The organism is Pseudomonas sp. DW-iso3 (genome assembly GCF_058725305.1).
The window spans coordinates 361,173-378,935 of record NZ_JBZXDZ010000005.1; the positions used below are offsets into that span (position 1 = coordinate 361,173).

15 protein-coding genes are annotated in these 17,763 nt (G+C 62.1%); 7 read left to right on the forward strand and 8 right to left on the reverse strand.

Going from position 1 to position 17,763, the window contains the following annotated elements:
• The first annotated feature begins 38 nt into the window (after positions 1-38).
• Positions 39-812, forward strand: a complete 774-nt coding sequence (locus AC4PS7_RS16775; RefSeq protein ID WP_183703208.1) for a DUF2242 domain-containing protein — start codon at positions 39-41, stop codon at positions 810-812.
• 1 nt (position 813) lies between these two features.
• On the opposite strand, the gene aceE is transcribed toward AC4PS7_RS16775, so the two are convergent.
• Positions 814-3,474, reverse strand: a complete 2,661-nt coding sequence (gene aceE / locus AC4PS7_RS16780; RefSeq protein ID WP_042572099.1) for a pyruvate dehydrogenase (acetyl-transferring), homodimeric type — start codon at positions 3,472-3,474, stop codon at positions 814-816.
• A gap of 146 nt (positions 3,475-3,620) precedes the next feature.
• Here aceE and AC4PS7_RS16785 point away from each other — a divergent pair, with 146 nt between their 5' ends.
• Positions 3,621-4,091, forward strand: coding sequence for a MarR family winged helix-turn-helix transcriptional regulator (locus AC4PS7_RS16785; RefSeq protein ID WP_010209424.1), 471 nt, complete (start codon positions 3,621-3,623; stop codon positions 4,089-4,091).
• Positions 4,092-4,132: 41 nt separating this feature from the next.
• Here the strand turns inward: AC4PS7_RS16785 and AC4PS7_RS16790 are convergent, their stop codons facing one another.
• The 3 genes from AC4PS7_RS16790 to AC4PS7_RS16800 form a co-directional block, all read right to left on the reverse strand.
• A complete protein-coding gene (locus tag AC4PS7_RS16790; protein WP_492179626.1) occupies positions 4,133-5,149 on the reverse strand; it encodes a transketolase-like TK C-terminal-containing protein in 1,017 nt (338 codons plus the stop codon).
• A 333-nt stretch (positions 5,150-5,482) separates the two neighbouring features.
• Positions 5,483-6,511 (reverse strand): AraC family transcriptional regulator, encoded by a 1,029-nt coding sequence (locus AC4PS7_RS16795; protein WP_044287391.1) that lies wholly within the window; start codon positions 6,509-6,511, stop codon positions 5,483-5,485.
• Positions 6,508-7,638, reverse strand: a complete 1,131-nt coding sequence (locus AC4PS7_RS16800) for a carbon-nitrogen hydrolase family protein (RefSeq protein WP_021492821.1) — start codon at positions 7,636-7,638, stop codon at positions 6,508-6,510. Before AC4PS7_RS16800 ends, AC4PS7_RS16795 begins: the two co-directional genes overlap by 4 nt.
• Before the next feature lie 212 nt (positions 7,639-7,850).
• On the opposite strand from AC4PS7_RS16800, the gene AC4PS7_RS16805 reads away from it, so the two are divergent.
• Positions 7,851-9,890, forward strand: a complete 2,040-nt coding sequence (locus tag AC4PS7_RS16805; RefSeq protein ID WP_010209429.1) for an NADPH-dependent 2,4-dienoyl-CoA reductase — start codon at positions 7,851-7,853, stop codon at positions 9,888-9,890.
• Positions 9,891-9,947: 57 nt separating this feature from the next.
• Entirely contained in the window at positions 9,948-10,832 is an 885-nt protein-coding gene (locus AC4PS7_RS16810) for a 1-aminocyclopropane-1-carboxylate deaminase/D-cysteine desulfhydrase (protein ID WP_492179627.1), read from the forward strand.
• Here AC4PS7_RS16810 and AC4PS7_RS16815 read toward each other — a convergent pair.
• From AC4PS7_RS16815 to AC4PS7_RS16825, 3 genes are all read right to left on the reverse strand, one after another.
• On the reverse strand, positions 10,822-11,379 hold the full coding sequence (locus AC4PS7_RS16815) for a cytochrome b (protein WP_021492818.1): 558 nt from the start codon (positions 11,377-11,379) through the stop codon (positions 10,822-10,824). The two genes, AC4PS7_RS16810 and AC4PS7_RS16815, sit on opposite strands and share 11 nt — an antisense overlap.
• Positions 11,380-11,493: 114 nt before the next feature.
• Positions 11,494-12,321, reverse strand: a complete 828-nt coding sequence (phnX, locus tag AC4PS7_RS16820) for a phosphonoacetaldehyde hydrolase (protein WP_010209432.1) — start codon at positions 12,319-12,321, stop codon at positions 11,494-11,496.
• Between the two features lie 28 nt (positions 12,322-12,349).
• On the reverse strand, positions 12,350-13,459 hold the full coding sequence (locus AC4PS7_RS16825) for a 2-aminoethylphosphonate--pyruvate transaminase (protein ID WP_492179628.1): 1,110 nt from the start codon (positions 13,457-13,459) through the stop codon (positions 12,350-12,352).
• Between the two features lie 113 nt (positions 13,460-13,572).
• Here AC4PS7_RS16825 and AC4PS7_RS16830 point away from each other — a divergent pair, with 113 nt between their 5' ends.
• The gene (locus tag AC4PS7_RS16830) at positions 13,573-14,433 is read left to right on the forward strand and encodes a LysR substrate-binding domain-containing protein (protein ID WP_010209434.1); all 861 of its coding nucleotides are present in this window, start codon (positions 13,573-13,575) and stop codon (positions 14,431-14,433) included.
• Here the strand turns inward: AC4PS7_RS16830 and AC4PS7_RS16835 are convergent.
• Positions 14,403-15,299 (reverse strand): LysR substrate-binding domain-containing protein, encoded by an 897-nt coding sequence (locus AC4PS7_RS16835; protein ID WP_010209435.1) that lies wholly within the window; start codon positions 15,297-15,299, stop codon positions 14,403-14,405. The two genes, AC4PS7_RS16830 and AC4PS7_RS16835, sit on opposite strands and share 31 nt — an antisense overlap.
• A 255-nt stretch (positions 15,300-15,554) precedes the next feature.
• On the opposite strand from AC4PS7_RS16835, the gene AC4PS7_RS16840 reads away from it, so the two are divergent.
• Complete coding sequence (locus AC4PS7_RS16840; protein ID WP_010209437.1) at positions 15,555-16,880, forward strand: MFS transporter; 1,326 nt, start codon at positions 15,555-15,557, stop codon at positions 16,878-16,880.
• A 109-nt stretch (positions 16,881-16,989) separates the two neighbouring features.
• Entirely contained in the window at positions 16,990-17,697 is a 708-nt protein-coding gene (locus tag AC4PS7_RS16845) for a YebC/PmpR family DNA-binding transcriptional regulator (RefSeq protein ID WP_010209440.1), read from the forward strand.
• Positions 17,698-17,763: the final 66 nt, after the last annotated feature.

Below are 17,763 nucleotides of genomic sequence, written 5' to 3' on the forward strand. Positions count from 1 at the left end.
GCACAATACCGCCCGGACTGTTTTCCTCAGGATTTTCAATGTCGACATCATTTCACTTGCGTAGCCTCGGGCTGGCGCTGGTGCTGGCGGGCGCCGCGGGCTGCTCGTCACCCAAGACCGCCATTTATGAACATGAGAATTTCGACGACTCCGGTACGTTTTCCCGGGATTACCCCGTCACTGACGTCGCCGCGTGCGAAGCCGCGCGACGCGCCTTGCTGAGCCAGGGCTACATCATCACCAGCAGCGATCCGAAACTGGTGGTGGGTAACAAGAGCTTCCAGCAGACCGGCGAGACCCATCTGCAGATCAGCTTCAACGTGGTGTGTGCCGATGATGGCAAAGGCACCAACCATTCGACGATGTTCGCCAACGCCTTGCAGGATCGCTACGCGCTGAAGAAGGTCAACAACTCCGCGAGCCTGGGTGTGGGCGTGCTGGGTTCGGTGTCGATGCCGATCGGCTCCACCGATGACTCCATGGTGAAAGTAGCGAGCGAGACCGTGTCCGCGCCGAAGTTCTACGAGCGTTACTTTGCGCTGGTGGATGTGTTCCTACCGCAGGAAGTGAAGAAGGCCGAGCATATTCCCGAGCAGCCGAAAGCCGAGTTGGGGGTTCCGGAACCCAAGGCAGCTCCGGCTGCCGAGAAGGTTGAGCCGCCGAAGGCAGAGCCTGCGGTCTCCCAGCCTGTCGCTCCACCTGCCGAGTCCGCGCCAATTGCGCCGCAGGCAGAGCCCGCTCCAGCCACCAGCAACCCGGACCTGCCACCGCCGACAGAAGCGATTCCGCCCCTACCGGCGCCGTCGCAGTAACTTAGACCGCTACGGGGTTGGCCTTGTCGACGTTGATCCCGTAGCGGCTGATGGCTTCACTGACTTTCTCGCGTCCGATCACGCCGTCATCCGCCAAGGCCTTCAAGGCCGCCAGCACGATGAAATGCCGGTCCACTTCGAAGAACGCCCGCAGGGTTTCACGGGTATCCGATTGCCCGAAGCCGTCCGTGCCCAGCGCCACAAAGCGCCGGCCGGGTACGAAAGGTCGGATCTGATCGGCGAACAGCTTCATGTAGTCCGTCGCCACCACCACCGGCCCCGTTTCACCGGCCAGGCATTGCTCCACGTAGCTCACCCTTGGCTCGCTCTGCGGGTGCAGCAGGTTCCAGCGCTCCACTGTATGACCGTCACGGCGCAATTCGGTGAGGCTGGTTGTGCTCCACACATTACTGTGCACGCCGAAGTCCTCCTGCAGCAGCTCAGCCGCCGCGATCACTTCGCGCAGGATGGAGCCACTGCCCATCAATTGCACCTGGGCCTGCTGGCTGGTACTGAGCCGGTACATGCCCTTGAGAATCCCGTCTTCCACGCCTTCGGGCATCGCCGGGTGCGGGTAGTTTTCGTTGAGCAGAGTGATGTAGTAGTAAATGTCCTCTTGTTGCTCATACATCCGCCGCATGCCCTCGCGAATGATCACCGCCAACTCGTAGGCGAACGTCGGGTCGTACGACACGCAGCACGGGATCACCGACGACAGGATATGGCTGTGCCCATCGTCATGCTGCAAGCCTTCGCCCATCAACGTGGTGCGGCCGGCCGTGGCCCCCAGCAGGAAGCCGCGCGCGCGTGCATCGCCTGCTGCCCAGGCGAGGTCGCCGACCCGCTGGAAGCCGAACATCGAATAGAAGATATAGAACGGCACGGTCATCAGGCTGTGGTTGCTGTAGGACGTACTCGCCGCGATCCACGAGGAAATGGCGCCGGATTCATTCAGGCCTTCCTGCATGATCTGTCCGTCCTTGCTTTCCTTGTAGTAGCTCAATTGCCCCGCGTCCTGTGGAGTGTAGAGCTGGCCTACGGCGGAGTGGATGCCGATCTGACGGAACAGGCTTTCCATACCGAAGGTGCGCGACTCATCCGGTACGATGGGCACGATCAGTTTGCCCAGGTGCGGGTCCTTGAGCAGGGTGCCGAGGATGCGCACGAAGGCCATGGTGGTGGAAATCGCCCGTTCGCCGGTGTCCTTGAGCTGTGTGGCGAAGGCGGCCAGTTCGGGAATCTGCAAAGGCTCGACCGCACTGTGGCGCGCAGGTACGTAGCCGCCCAGGGCCTGGCGGCGTGCGGCGAAGTAGCGGGCTTCTTCGCTGTCGGCGGCGGGCTTGAGGTAGGGGATGTCGGCGAGCTGATCGTCCGCGACGTCCAGGTCAAAGCGATCTCGGAAAGCTCTTACCGCATCGGCGCCCATTTTCTTCAGTTGGTGATTGATGTTCTGGCCTTCGCCTGCTTCACCCATGCCAAAACCCTTGACGGTTTTCGCCAGGATCACGGTGGGCTGGCCGTTATGGCGCACGGCCGCCGCATAGGCGTTGTAAACCTTGTCCGGGTCATGCCCGCCCCGCGAGAGTTTCCAGATTTCGTCGTCGGACATGTCCGCAACCAGTGCGAGTAATTCCGGGTATTTGCCGAAAAAGTGTTCGCGCACATAGGCGCCGTTCTGCGACTTGTAGTTCTGATAGTCGCCGTCCACGCATTCCATCATGCGTTGGCGCAGCAGGCCGCTCTGGTCTTTGTCCAGCAGGGCGTCCCAGCCACTGCCCCAGATCACTTTGATCACGTTCCAGCCGGCAGCGCGGTACAGGCTTTCGAACTCCTGGATCACCTTGGCATTACCACGCACCGGGCCGTCCAGGCGTTGCAGGTTGCAGTTGACCACGAAGATCAGGTTGTCGAGTTTCTCGCGCCCGGCCAGGGAAATGGCGGCCAGGGATTCCGGCTGGTCCATTTCGCCATCACCGAGGAAGGCCCAGACCTTGCGCCCTTGGTGCTGTTTGAGGCCGCGCAATTCTAGGTAGCGCATAAAGCGCGCCTGATAAGCGGCGGTGATGGGGCCGAGGCCCATGGACACGGTAGGGAATTGCCAGAAGTCCGGCATCAGCCTTGGGTGTGGGTAGGAGGAAATACCGTCGCCACCGGCCTCGCGGCGGAAGTTGTCGAGTTGCGCTTCGCTGATGCGGCCTTCCAGGTAGGCGCGACCATAAATGCCGGGGGAAGAGTGGCCTTGGATATACACCAGGTCGCCATCAAAGCTGTCGGTGCGGCCACGAAAGAAGTGATCGAAGCCTACGTCGTAAAGTACTGCGGCTGACGCATAGGTCGCGATGTGCCCACCGACCCCCGAGTGTTTGCCTGCACGCAACACCATCGCCATGGCGTTCCAGCGGATAAACGCGTTGGTACGCCGCTCGATAACGACGTTGCCGGGGTAGGGCAACTGACGGTCCACCGGGATTGTATTGACGTAGGGCGTGGTCACCCGCCCGTAGAAATCGCCATGCCGCGCCACGTCGAAATCCAGCAACTGATCGATCAGGTAGTGGGCGCGCGGGCGGCCTTCGGTGGACAGCACCGATTCGATGGACTCCAGCCACTCGCGGGTTTCCTGTGGATCGTCGTCGCGTCTGACTGCGTTGTTCGGGGTCATGTGAGGCTCCAGGGTAGGCGGATTTCAAGCGGCGTGCTCCTTGTGGGAGTGCCGGTAAATGTAATTGCAATTGCAACTACATGGCCGAATCTAGCGCGGGATGAGCTACTATTGCAACCTTCTTGAAATTGCCCGGATGGTGTTGCATGTCGTCGAAAGAGCCTGATGTCTGGTTTCGGTTTGTCAGGGCTCACAGGACGGTCATCCGCGAGATCGAGCGGCGCCTGGCAGAGGCGGACCTGCCGCCCTATGCCTGGTATGACGCGTTATGGGGCCTGGAAAGCGGCCCCGACGGTACTCGCCGCATGCACGAATTGGCTGATGTGCTGGCCATCGAGCGCTACAACCTCACGCGCTTGGTCGACCGCCTGGAAAAGGACGGCCTAGTGGTGCGCTCCCGCTCCGACGGCGACGGCCGTGCGGCATTTGCCTCGATCACCGGGTCGGGCCGGGAGCTGCGTAAAAAGATGTGGAAGATCTACGAAAGCACGGTGGATGAGCTGTTCCTGTCACAGATCGAGCCTGAGCAGCGCCAGGCTTTCGCCGACGCGCTGGAGCGCACCGCCGGGCTGGCGATGGAGGCGGGCGCCCAGACCCGCAGCCGCCGCAAAGTCTGAAGGCCCTCGACAAAACCTTGTAGGCGCCGGCAAGCCAGCGCCTACAGTCCATCGCATACCAATGCATAGCGATTCATCGCTGCCTCCACTTGCAGTGCATCGATGCACCCTTCATCCGCCAACGCCCTGAGCGCAGCCACCACAATCCAATACCGACTCGGCGCCGACGCCTGCACCGAGCCCGCGCCCAACGCTACGAACCGCGCATCCACGTGTGCCCCTAACTGGTCGACAATCGCTTGCGGATAGCCGGTCACCGCAATCACCGGTGCTGCACTTCCGGCCAGACAATTGCGCAAATGACAGCTGCGCTTGGGCACTCCGGGGTGCAGGCGATTCCAGCGTTCAACCGCAGCAGCCTCGCGGGCCAGTCGTGTGTAGCTGGGGCAGCTCCACAGTTGCGCGGTGATGTTCCAGTCCTGTGCCAATAAGCGCTTGGCCTGCACCACCTCTGCAAGCGCCCGGCCTGCGCCGAGCAATCGCACATCCCCCCGCGTGTCCTGCTGCAGCGGGTACATGCCCTCGAGCACGGCTTCACGGTCCTGCTCGCTCAGGGGCGTTGCGCCTTCATGATCATGCAGGGCCAGGTAATAGAACCCGGGCTTGCCGTCGACGTACAGGCTACGCAACGCCGCCAGCACAATCGCACGGGCCTCTTCGCCCGAGGCCGGGTCATACGGCGTACAACACGGGTGGGTGGCCAGCCACAACGGTAAGGAAGGTTGCGCACCCTTGGGCCAGCGGGAGGGCTGGTTTTCAATGTCGTTGCACAGAATGCCGCGCTGTTGGGTGACGTCCGACAGCGCACTCAGTTGCGCGGACGATTGCGCACTGTGCAGGTACAGCAAAGGTTTTTCGGTGGTATTACGGGCGAACCAGCCAGGCCAGTTACCCATACGCCGGGAGCTTGACTGGCCGCGGATCACCCAGGCCTGGCGGCTGAGTTCAAGGGTATTGGCCATGTTGATGACGGTGTACAGCGGTGAGTGGCGGGTGGGGGCGGTTGTGCTCAAGGCGTTGATGCAGAGCTGCGCGGCGTGTGCGGTAGCGGCGGTCATGGAGAGGATCACCTGGCGACGAATGTCATTACCTTAACGGAGACTGACATATGATTGCAATTGCAATGATTGCAATAGTTCCTCTAAGGCCACGTGCTAAATCCATATGGCGCTGCTACGTTTAATCCTTGAGTGCAGGAACGTCATGACGTCGACATTTTTTCGTCATCACGGCACTTTAGGCTGGTGATGCAGGTCATTTATCTGCAGCCACTCTTAACTCAAAAAGGAGTCCACCATGGACGATTACCAGGAAGAACTGCTCGAGTACCACGCGATTGAGTTGGACCCGCTGGAACCGGCTGACGATGCCACTGAGCTGTAAGACCGACTTCAGGCGGAATGCCGCTGACTGCGGCGAAATTCCCCTGGGGTCTGGTTGTTCCACCGCCTGAAGGCCCGTTGAAACGCCTGGGCCGAGGCAAAACCGAGCAAGTAGGCGATCTCGCCGAATGCCAGTTCCGTATCGCGAATGTAGGTCATGGCCAGGTCGCGGCGGGTGTCGTTGAGAATCGCGCGGAACTGAGTGCCTTCGTCGGCCAGTTTGCGGCGCAACGTCCAGGTGGGCAGCTTCAAGCGTGCCGCCACTTCTTCCAGGTCGGGTTCCCGGCCGCCATTGAGCATGGGCCCGAGCAACCGGGTAATGCGCTCGCGCAGGCTGCGGGTGCGCGTCAATTGCACCAACTCTCGCTCACAAAGTTGTAACAACAGATTCCAGGTACTCGGGCAGTGCTGTGGGTTGCGCAGGGCCAGGGTCTGCTGGTTAAGACGCAACTGGTTGGCCTCGGCACCGAAGTGGACGTCGCCCAGCACGCTGTATTGATCGCTGTACTCCGGTGCTTCAAATTCGATGTCGATGCGCTGCGCCTGCACCGGTTGCTGGGCCAGGCTCGACAACTGGTGCAGCCAGCCGGCGATGATCGAGTCCACCACAAAGCGGTTGTAGGCGTTGTAGGGGCTGATGGAATAGAAGCGCAGCCAGGCGCCTTCGGCATCTTCGACAAAGCTCGACTGCCCGCGATAATTGGAGCCGTACAGCGCTTCGAAGCGGGTGAGCGCGCGCGCAGCTTCGCGCACGTTGGGGGCTTGCGCGGCGGTCACGCCCGCCAACCCGCCTTGGCTCAAGCGGCTGAGCTGGCCCATGCGCAGACCCAGGCCCGGGTCGCCGGTGAGTTGGATAGCGGCATGGCCAAGACGCATGTAGCGCGGGATCGACAATCGTGCACCGGCCTCGGCCAGGCGCGCCGGGTCGAGGCCGTATTGCAGCAGCAGTGGCTGCGGGTCCAGGCCGTGGCTGTGGATGGCGTCGGCCAGGGCGTGCACGAAGCCCACCGACAAATCCCCCAGCCGTACGGGCTTCACAGCCAGATATTCAACAAGCGCGCGCCACGGGCTTCGCCATCGGCGCTGACTTGCCCGTTGCTGCTGAGAAAGCTGTGCCCGGCAGTGCCCAGGTCCCAGAACTGGCCGCGCAGGAACACGCTCATGCCGGCGCTGGCCTGGCTGATGGGGGGCTGGCTGATCAATGTAAGACGGCGCCAAGCCTCGCCCTCGCTGAGTTCTTCAGGCTTGAGGCTGATTTCTGTCGGGGTGGACACGCTTTTGAATCCGCGCCAAGGACGGTCCCAGGTATCACGGCCAAGCACGAAGGCCGGTACCGCGATCAATTGCGCGCCTTGTTCGTTGAGTTTGCGGTAGTTGTCCGGGTACCAGCTGTCGCTGCCTACCAGTACACCCAGTCGACCAGCCGGCGTGTCGACCACGCTGACGACGTTTTCATCACCGGGCTCGATAAAACCGCGTTCATCGTAGATCGGGTAGAGCTGGCGCTGCGGATCGCCGATCGGCAAGCCATCGGCGGCAAACACCACGCTGGCGTTATACAAGGCACCATGGCCGACGTGCAGCTGGCCTTGGCTGACACTTGGGTTGGGCAGGGTGATGGAGCCCGCCACCAGCGTGACGCCGAACTCCTTGGCGAGGCCACCGAACAGCACCTGGTAATCCCGTGCCATGCCGTCGGCTTTCATGCGCAGGTAGGCATCGTCGGTGCGGTTGTCGCCAGTGGCGCTGATCCAGGCGCGGGCGAACAGCAGCGGGTTGCTCACCGACAGCCAGTTCATCGCGTCTTTAGCGTGGAGAGCCTGGTACACCTCGTTCTTTTCGCCGGTCAGCATCAGCCAGGTACCGATGTGCTCAGGTAGCACCACGATGGTCTTGTCGTTGATCAGCCCCTGGTCGCGGGCGTTTTGCAGGTAGGCCGCAAGCTTCAGGTGCAGGCGTTCCAGGCTCTGGTAGTCGGCGGGGAACAGCTCTGGCTGGATGCCCAGCAAGTTGCCACGGTCGGCAGGCAGGCCTTCGTTGACGGCGAGGGTAATACGCAGGTCCGACAGGTAATGCGCCACGGGGCGCTCCTGGGTCCAGACCAGATACGCGGCGACGGCGGCAACCAGGGCCATGGTGACGGTAAAAGCTAGAAGTTTACGCATGGGGGAACAGACAACAGACCGTGTGCAGGGTTCGCCGACTAGGGTAGGGCCCATGGGCCGGCTTGCCAAGGGGGGCTGTGCATTTGGATCAATAACTTGTCAGTTTCAGTCATTGAGCCGTTGTCCACCGCCTCTTAGTCTGTGGGACATAAACCGATGGCAGGCCATTCGAGCCTTCCACGTCCCGTGATGATCCGTTGTGGAGCTTGACCATGACCGCTGTTGCCTACCCGCACCTGCTGGCCCCGTTGGACCTGGGTTTTACCACCTTGCGCAACCGTACCCTGATGGGGTCGATGCACACCGGCCTGGAAGAAAAGCCCGGCGGTTTCGAGCGCATGGCGGCCTACTTTGCCGAGCGCGCCCTGGGCGGCGTCGGCCTGATGGTCACCGGCGGCATCGGCCCGAATGACGAGGGCGGTGTGTATGCCGGTGCGGCCAAGCTGACCACCGACGAAGAAGCACAAAAGCACAAGATCGTGACCAAGGCCGTGCACGAAGCGGGCGGCAAGATTTGCATGCAGATCCTCCACGCCGGCCGGTATGCCTACAGCCCCAAGCAGGTTGCGCCCAGTGCGATCCAGGCGCCGATCAACCCGTTCAAACCCAAGGAGCTGGACGAAGAGGGCATCGAAAAGCAGATCCAGGATTTCGTCACCTGCTCGTTGCTGGCCCAGGTCGCCGAGTACGACGGCGTGGAAATCATGGGGTCCGAAGGCTACTTCATTAACCAATTCCTGGCAGCTCACACCAATCATCGCACCGACCGCTGGGGCGGCAGCTACGAAAACCGTATGCGCCTGGCCGTAGAAATCGTGCGCCGTGTGCGTGAAGCCGTGGGCCCGAACTTCATCATTATCTTCCGTCTGTCGATGCTCGACCTGGTGGAAGGCGGCAGCACCTGGGAAGAAATCGTGCAACTGGCCAAGGCCATCGAGGGCGCCGGTGCGACCCTTATCAACACCGGGATTGGCTGGCACGAAGCACGCATCCCGACTATCGCCACCAAGGTGCCCCGTGGTGCGTTCAGCAAAGTCACCGCCAAGTTGCGCGGTGCGGTGCAGATTCCGCTGATCACCACCAACCGTATCAACACCCCGGAGATCGCCGAGCAGATCCTCGCTGAGGGCGATGCCGATATGGTGTCCATGGCTCGCCCATTCCTGGCCGATCCGGACTTCGTCAACAAGGCCGCCGCCGGGCGCGCCGATGAGATCAACACCTGCATCGGCTGCAACCAGGCCTGTCTGGACCACACCTTCGGCGGCAAGTTGACGACCTGCCTGGTCAACCCTCGAGCGTGCTACGAGACTGAACTCAATTACCTGCCCGTCAAACAGATCAAGAAGATTGCCGTGGTGGGTGCCGGCCCTGCGGGCTTGGCGGCGGCCACTGTGGCGGCAGAGCGCGGACATCAAGTGACCCTGTTCGATTCCGCCAGTGAAATCGGGGGCCAGTTCAACATTGCCAAACGTGTACCGGGCAAAGAAGAGTTCTTCGAAACCCTGCGCTACTTCAAGCGCAAATTGCAGACCACTCACGTCGAGCTGTGCCTCAACACCCGCGTTGATGTGGCGCAACTGACAGCAGGCGGTTACGACGAGATCATCCTGGCCACCGGTATCGCACCGCGTACCCCGGCGATTCCAGGCGTCGACAACGCCAAGGTGCTGAGCTACCTGGATGTGATCCTCGAACGCAAGCCCGTGGGCAAGCGCGTCGCGGTGATCGGCGCGGGCGGTATCGGTTTCGACGTGTCGGAATTCCTTGTGCACCAGGGCGTGTCCACAAGCCTGGACCGCGAAGCGTTCTGGAAGGAGTGGGGCATCGACACCCAACTGCAAGCCCGTGGCGGCGTGGCGGGGATCAAAGCCCAGGTGCATGCTCCGGCGCGTGAGGTGTTCCTGCTGCAACGCAAGACCTCCAAGGTCGGTGACGGCCTGGGCAAGACCACCGGTTGGATCCACCGCACCGGTTTGAAGAACAAACAGGTGCAGATGCTCAACAGCGTCGAGTACCTGAAGATCGACGATGAAGGCCTGCACATCCGCATCGGTGCCGAGGGCGAGCCCCAGGTGCTGGCGGTGGACAACATCGTCATCTGCGCCGGCCAAGACCCACTGCGCGAATTGCAGGACGGCCTGGTGGCGGCCGGCCAGAACGTGCACCTGATTGGCGGCGCCGACGTGGCGGCCGAACTGGACGCCAAGCGCGCCATCAACCAGGGCTCGCGACTCGCGGCCGAGCTGTAAGACCCGAAGCGGGGCGGTGTTAGACTACCGCCCCGTTTTTCATGCAGATTCCTCCCGATGGGTCCCTTCGATTGGCTTCCCCACGCCCCGCTTGAACCTTTGCGCCTGGACTGGCTGAGCGGTGTCGAGTTGGCCGTGCTGCGCCTGGACCGCATCGACCCGCTGATCAGCGGCAACAAGTGGTTCAAACTCACAGGGCATCTGGCGCAGGCGCAAAATGCTCGCGGCATCATTAGCCTGGGGGGCGCGTACTCCAACCATCTGCACGCGCTGGCGGCGGCGGGAAAGCGGTTTGGTTTTCCTACCGTCGGCCTGCTGCGCGGACATCCCCAAGACACCCCAACCGTCCTCGACCTGAAAGCCTTCGGCATGCACCTGCATTGGCTGGGTTATGGCGGCTATCGTGCGCGGCATGAGCCGGCGTTCTGGCTACCTTGGCGCGAGCACTATCCGCATCTTCATCCCGTGCCCGAAGGCGGTGGCGGCCTTGCCGGCGCGAGTGGCTGTGGTGTGCTAGTCGAACAGGCTCGCGCGCAGTTGCAAGCGCTGGGCTGGGCTGATTACGACGCTTGGTGGTTGGCGGCGGGTACGGGGACCACGTTGGCGGGGTTGGTGCTTGCAGAGGCGGGGGCGCATCCGGTTTACGGCGCCTTGGCCGTGCCGGATGATCACGGTGTGGCACAGAACATCGGTGCCATCGTACAGGCGGGCTATGAGTTGCTGGACGCCAGCCGAGGTGGCTTCGCCAAAGTCGATCCCGTGCTGCTCGACTTCATCGACACCACGCAGCAAGCGTGTGGCCTGCCCTTGGAACCGCTCTACACCGGCAAGGCGTTAATGGCCTTGAAGGCGCAGGTCGAGGCCGGGCGCTTCACCCCCGGCACTCGCCTGATCTTCGTTCACACCGGCGGCCTTCAGGGCCGTCGAGGCTTCACGGGTTAGCGCGCTTGCCCGGCATCATGCGCAATGCCGTGTTGTCCCGCAGGATGTAGTGATGGGCAATCCCCGCCAGTGCATGCAGCCCGATCAGCCAATAACCGACCTTGCCAAACCACACATGCCACCCCTCGATCTGTTTGGCCAGGTCCTTGTTCTCGCCGATCAACGGCGGCAATTCCATCCCGTAGAACATCACCGAATGACCCTCGGCACTGACAATCAGCCAACCCGCAATCGGCATGCCGATCATCAACGCGTACAGCGCAACGTGCATCAGGGTCGCCAACAGGGTTTGCCATTGCGGCGGCGCCGGCACGATCTTCGGCGCCACGCCCAGGCTGCGTGCGAACAACCGCAGCCACACCAGCACAAACACGGTGAGGCCGAACATGAAGTGCATCTCCACGATCAACGTTCGCGCACCGCTGCCTTTGGGAAACTGGCCGCGTAATTCAATGCAGGCGTACACCACCGCCAGCAGCACCACCATCAACCAGTGCAGCGCGATCGACATGCTGCTGTAGCGTGTATCGGAGTTTTTCCACGGCATCGCTGGGTTCCTCACTCATCAGGGCAAACCTCCATTCTTGGGTGATGGAGTCCTTTTACTGTATGCCGGTTTTGAGCGGTTTGCCTGGCGTAAGTGGCGTAGTTTTGACCTCGATCAGTAGCTCTGTGGCATTTCTCCACGGGCCAGCCGTGCATTGATGTCGAGGATGACCGCAGGCAGGTCATTGATCGTGTCGATCAGGTAATGCGGGCGCGAGCCTTCGAACATCGCCTCGATACGCTTGCGTTCGCTGGCCAGGGCGGCGCCGTCCAAGGCACGGAACTGCTCGTAGGTCAGGCCCAGGGCATTGCCGGAGCAGGTCAGGGCCACGGTCCACATCCCGGCGCGGCGGCCTTCGAGGATACCCGGCACGGTGTCGTCGACCTTCACGCACGCCGCCACATCGTCAATACCCAGCGCAATCACGTTGGCCAGCGCCTGGGCTGGCCATGGGCGGCCATTGGGCACTTCGTCGGTAGCGACCACATGGTCGGCGATATAGCCGTTGGTGGCCGCCAGGGCGACGACTTTATCCATGACTTGCTTGGGGTAGCCGGAGCAGGAGCCGATCTTGATGCCTTGCACGCGCAGCCGGGCAATGGTGTCGAGGGCGCCGGGGATCAGCGCCGAGTGTTCGGCGATTTTCTCGATCTGCAAGGGCATGAAGCGCTGGTAGATGGCAGTCACGTCGTCATCCGTGGGCGTGCGGCCGAAGGCTTTGCGGTAGCGTTCGGCGACCTGTGGCTGGTCGCAGAGGGTGCGGATGTGGTCCCACTTGCCCATGCCCATCGGGCCACGGGCTTCTTCGATGGAAACCTGTACGTCGAACTCGGCAAAGGCCTCGACAAAAATCTGCGTGGGGGCGAAGGAGCCGAAGTCGACCACGGTGCCGGCCCAGTCAAGGATGACGGCCTGGAGGGTGTTGGGGGTTTGATAGTTCATCATTCAGATCCTGTGGGTTATGGGGAAATCAAATGTCCAACACTTCCATTTCTTGCAGCACGTCGGCGATCGCTTTGACCGCCGCTCGCATCCCTGCCGCGTCGACATGGCCAATGCAGCCCACACGGAAGGTTTCCACCTGGGTCAATTTGCCGGGATACAGAATGAAACCCTTGGCCTTGACCCGCTCGTAGAAGTCTTTGAACTGATAGCGCGGGTCTCTCGGTGCATGGAAGGTGACGATGATCGGCGCCTGGATGTCAGCCGGCAGGAAGCTGCGCAGTCCCCGTTCGGCCATGCCGTCGAGCAACGCCTGGCAGTTGCTGGCGTAGCGTTTATGCCGCGCGATCAGGCCGCCTTCCTCCTGGTACTGCAGCAGCGCTTCGTGCAGGGCGGCGACTACATGGGTAGGAGGGGTGAAGCGCCACTGACCGGTCTTGGCCATGTAGCTGTGTTGGTCGAACAGGTCCATCGCCAGGGAGTGGCAATTGCCTTGGGCGGCGGCCAGCGCCTGTTTGTTGGCGAAGACGAACCCCATGCCCGGCACACCTTCCAGGCACTTGCCGGAGGCGGCGACCAGGGCGTCGAATGGCACTTCGCGGGCGTCGATCGCCAGCGCGCCAAAAGAACTCATGGCGTCGATGATCAAGCGTTTGTCGTGGGCTTTAACGACCTGGGCAATCTCCGGCAATGGGTTGAGGATGCCGGTGCTGGTTTCGCAGTGGATGAGCGCGACGTGGGTGATGGCCGGGTCGGCGCGTAGCAGACGGTCCACATCGGCGGCGGTCGTGGGCTCATCCTCGGCGGTTTCAAAGGTGCTGAACGCGCGGCCCAAGATTTCGCAGATTTTCGCCAGGCGCTTGCCATACGCGCCGTTGATCAGCACCAGCACCTTGCCGTCACGCGGGACGAGGGTGCCGATGGCGGCTTCGACGGCGAAGGTGCCGCTGCCCTGCAAGGGGACACAATGGTGGCTGCCTTCGCCGTTGAGGATCGCCAGCAATTGCTCGCACACGCTGGCCGTGAGTTGGTTGAAGCGGTCGTCCCATGACCCCCAGTCCACCATCATGGCTTGGCGGGTGCGGTTCGATGTGGTCAGGGGGCCAGGGGTCAGCAGGATCGGCGCGGCAGTGGTCATCTCAAGTCCTCGCAAGGCATCGGGGGGTGAAGCTACGGCGCTTAAATTGCAGTTTGGCTTGTTATCAATCAAATTGTTTGTTGTTATGCGAGCTATCAGTGAGGCCGATAGCCATGAATTTGTTCCAACTGCGTGCATTCGATGCCGTGGCCCGCGAGGGCAGCTTTACTCGTGCCGCCGCACGGCTGTTCATCAGCCAGCCGGCGGTGACCGGGCACATCAAGGCCCTGGAGGAGTACTACCAGATCCCGTTGCTGCGGCGCACCGCGCGACGGGTTGAGTTGACCGAGGAGGGCGCACGCCTGGCGTCAATCACCCGGGCGATCTTTGGCCTGGTGGACGAAGCGCAGACGATGCTGGAGGCCAACCGTCAATTGCTCACCGGGCGGCTGGAAGTGGCAGCGGACGGCCCGCACCTGGTGATGCCAATGATCGCCAGCCTGCGAGCGCGTTACCCGGGGATCACCGTGAACCTGCGCCTGGGCAATGCCCAGGAAACCCTGGCGGCGCTTATGTCCGAGCATGCGGATGTGGCGGTGCTCACCGAAGTGGCGCCGCGCAATGGCCTGCACCTGCAACCGTTGAGTGAGTCGCGGATCTGCGCGCTGGTGCCGGCTGCGCATCCGTGGGCGATGCAATCCGGGGGCATTCGCCTGGCGCAATTGAATGAGGTGATCATGGTGCTGCGCGAACCCAGCTCGATCACCCGGCGTACGTTCGATGAAGCGTGTGCCGCGACCGGTGTAAAACCCAAGGTGCTGCTGGAACTCGACAGCCGTGAAGCGGTGACCGAGGCCGTCGCCGCCGAGTTGGGCGTCGGTGTGGTCTCGTCCATGGAGGTCAGCCAGGACCCACGCGTGCGGGCGGTACCGCTGCTGGGTGATGGCCTGGTGAACCGGCATGTGCTCGGTTGCATGGAGCGGCGCCGGTCGCTGCGCCTGATTCAGGCGTTCTTCGAGCTGGCGCCGGGCTGAAGACTCTCGCGCATGATGTCGAGGAACGTCGCCACCACCCGCCGTGAGCTCTGCTCCTTGAGGCACACCAGGGTTTCTTTCATCCGCTGGCTGCAATCGCGGATCGGCATGGCGTAGACCCGTGAGTCCGCGCCGAACTCCGCCGCCGAGACCACCCCCACGCCAATCCCCACCACCACCGCTTCTCGTGCGGCTTCACGGCCTTCGACCTGGATCGCCGGGCGAATGCGCAGCCCGGCCTGGCTCATCTCCTGCTCCAGGGTCTGGCGGGTGACAGAGCCCGTTTCCCTGAGCACCAGGGGCGTGTCGTCCAGGTCGGCCAGGCAGATAGATTCGCGCCCGGCCCACGGGTGGTTGCGCGCGACAAAAGCCAGTAGCTGGTCGTCGGGCAGGGGCAACGACAAGAGCCGTTCGTCATCGACATCGCGCCCCAGCAAGGCCAGGTCGGCCTGGTAGTTGTACAGGCGAAACAGTGATTCGTCGGTATTGCCGGTTTCGATCTTCACGCTGATGCCCGGGTAGCGCTCGCAAAAACGCGCGATCTGCGGCAGCACGTGGACCGGTGCGTCCACCGCCAGCGTCAGGGTGCCGGTGAGCAGGGCGCGCGAGTCTTGCAGCAGTTCCTCGGCTTCGGCCTGGATCACGAACAGGCGTTGGGTGATGGCGAGCAGGCGTTCACCCAGGTCGGTCAGGCGCACTGCACGTTTGTTGCGATGAAACAGCAACACCCCAAAGCGCTCTTCAAGTTTGCGCACCTGGTCGGAGATCGCCGGTTGCGTGAGGAACAGCCGTTCGGCGGCCTGGGTAAAGCTGCCGTGGACCGCTACGGCGTGAAAGGCTTTGAGTTGCGCATGAGACACCGACATGAACAGACCTCCTACAAGCTCAGCTTATATTTGAAATACGATAAATCGATTTTACCTATTAGTCTGCCGTTGCTTTTATACGCCTCAGTCGCCGTAGGTTGAGTCCTACAACCGCGGTGGCCATGAGCCCTGGCAAACAGCGCTCATCTGACCAATGCCGTTCCCCAGGGACCGGTGTTGCAGTGCTCAACAATAAAAAAACAGGCATTTGCTTCGCGATTCTGCCGGCACACTCAACCTGAGGTCAGAACCACCATGAATATCCCTATGGGTAGCATCAAGCGTTGGCGCGTGCAGATTTTCGCCATCACCTGGCTGGCGTACGCCGCCTTTTACTTCACTCGCAAAGCGTTTTCGGTGGCCAAGCTGGGCATTGGCGACGACCCGAGCTTCCCCCTCGATAAAATGATGATGGCCAACCTGGACGGTCTCTACCTGGCGGCGTATGCCGTCGGGCAATTCACCTGGGGGATGTTGGCCGATCGCTTCGGGCCACGGGTCGTGGTGCTGGGCGGCTTGTTGATTTCCGCTGCCGCCGCCCTGGTCATGGGCACGTTCGCGACCTTGCCGATCTTTGTCACATGCATGTTGATCCAAGGCCTGGCGCAGTCCACCGGCTGGTCGGGGTTGTGCAAGAACCTCGGTAGTTTCTTCCCGGCGCAACAGCGCGGACGGGTACTGGGGTTGTGGAGTTCGTGCTACGCGTTCGGTGGCTTGGTAGCCTCGCCCTTTGCAGGGTGGTGGGCCTACACCTTGATAGGCAGCTGGCACGCGGCGTTTATCTCCAGTGCGGTGGTGGTGGCGCTGGTGGCGCTGCTGTTCTTTATCTTCCAGCGCAACACGCCGCAGGATGTGGGCTTGCCCGCCGTCGAACCGGAGCCGGCGTTGAGTGCGGAGGAGGCCGCCGCCGAAAAACGCATCAGCGTGCTGGAGCCATTACGCGCGATCTTGCGCAACCGCACGGTGCTGACCCTGGGGCTGGCGTATTTTCTGTTGAAACCGGCGCGTTACGCGATCCTGTTGTGGGGCCCGGTGATCGTCTACGAACAGATGCCGTCGGTGGGCAAAGTGGGGGCGGCGATCGTGCCCACGGCGTTCGAGCTGGCGGGCTTGCTCGGTCCGGTACTGATCGGCCTGGCTTCCGACAAACTCTTTGGTGCCCGCCGCATGCCCGCCTGTGTGCTCAGCCTGCTGGCCCTGACCGTGGCCCTGGCCTTGTTCATGGGGGCGCTGCATACCGGTAGTGTGGTGCTGGTGATGGCCTTGCTGTTTGTCATGGGCCTGACCCTGTACGGGCCGGACTCGATGATCAGCAGCACCGCTGCCATCGACTTCGGCACCGCCAAGGCCGGTGCCACCGCCGCGGGCTTTGTGAATGGCTGCGGCTCGGTGGGCGCGATCCTCGGCGGGCTGCTGCCGGGGTACTTCGATACCGTAACGGTGTTTATCGTGTTTGCCGGGGCTGCGTTGTTTTCTTCGCTGGTGTTGATGCCGTACTGGAACGCCCGGCCGGCAGTGCTGGCCCAGGTCGGGGATTTCGTGCCGGACTGTAACGTGGCGGTCAAACCCTTGCGAACCTGAGGGGTATGGCCGGTTTTTTGGTGGATTAGAGCGTTTTTGCCCTATAAACTCTGCCCCCAAAGCGCCGGCCAGTAGACGTTTCGGCGCGATGGATAGAAGAGAGTGAGTCATGGGCGCACAGTGGAAAGTCAAACATAAAGAAGCGGCAGCCAATGCCAAGGGCAAGATCTTCGGCAAGCTGGTGAAAGAAATCACCATCGCCGCGCGCAACGGCGCCGATACCTCGACCAACGCTCACCTGCGTCTGGTGGTGGAACAGGCCAAAAAGGCCTCGATGCCCAAGGAAACCCTGGACCGCGCCATCAAGAAAGGCGCCGGTCTGCTCGGCGAAACCGTGCAGTACCATCGCGTGACCTATGAGGGGTTCGCCCCGCACCAGGTGCCGCTGATCGTCGAGTGCGTGACCGACAACATCAACCGTACCGTGGCGGAAATCCGCGTGGCATTCCGCAAGGGCCAACTCGGTGCTTCCGGCTCCGTGGCCTGGGATTTCAACCACGTCGGCCTGATCGAAGCCTCGCCGGACAGCCCGGACGCCGATCCGGAAATGGCAGCCATTGAAGCCGGCGCCCAGGATTTCGAAGAGGGTGAAGAAGAAGGCACCACCCTGTTCATCACCGAGACCACCGACCTCGACGCCGTACAGAAAGCCTTGCCGGAGCAGGGGTTCACCGTGCTGTCGGCCAAGTTGGGCTATATCTCGAAGAACCCGGTGAGCGGGTTGAGCGATGAGCAAATGGCGGAAGTCGAAGCCTTCCTCGAAGGCTTGGACAACCATGATGACGTTCAGGACATGTTCGTCGGTCTGGCGGGCTAAAACACGCTAACAAATGTGGGCGCTGGCGTGCCTGCGATGAAGTCGTGTCATTCACTTTTTCAGTGA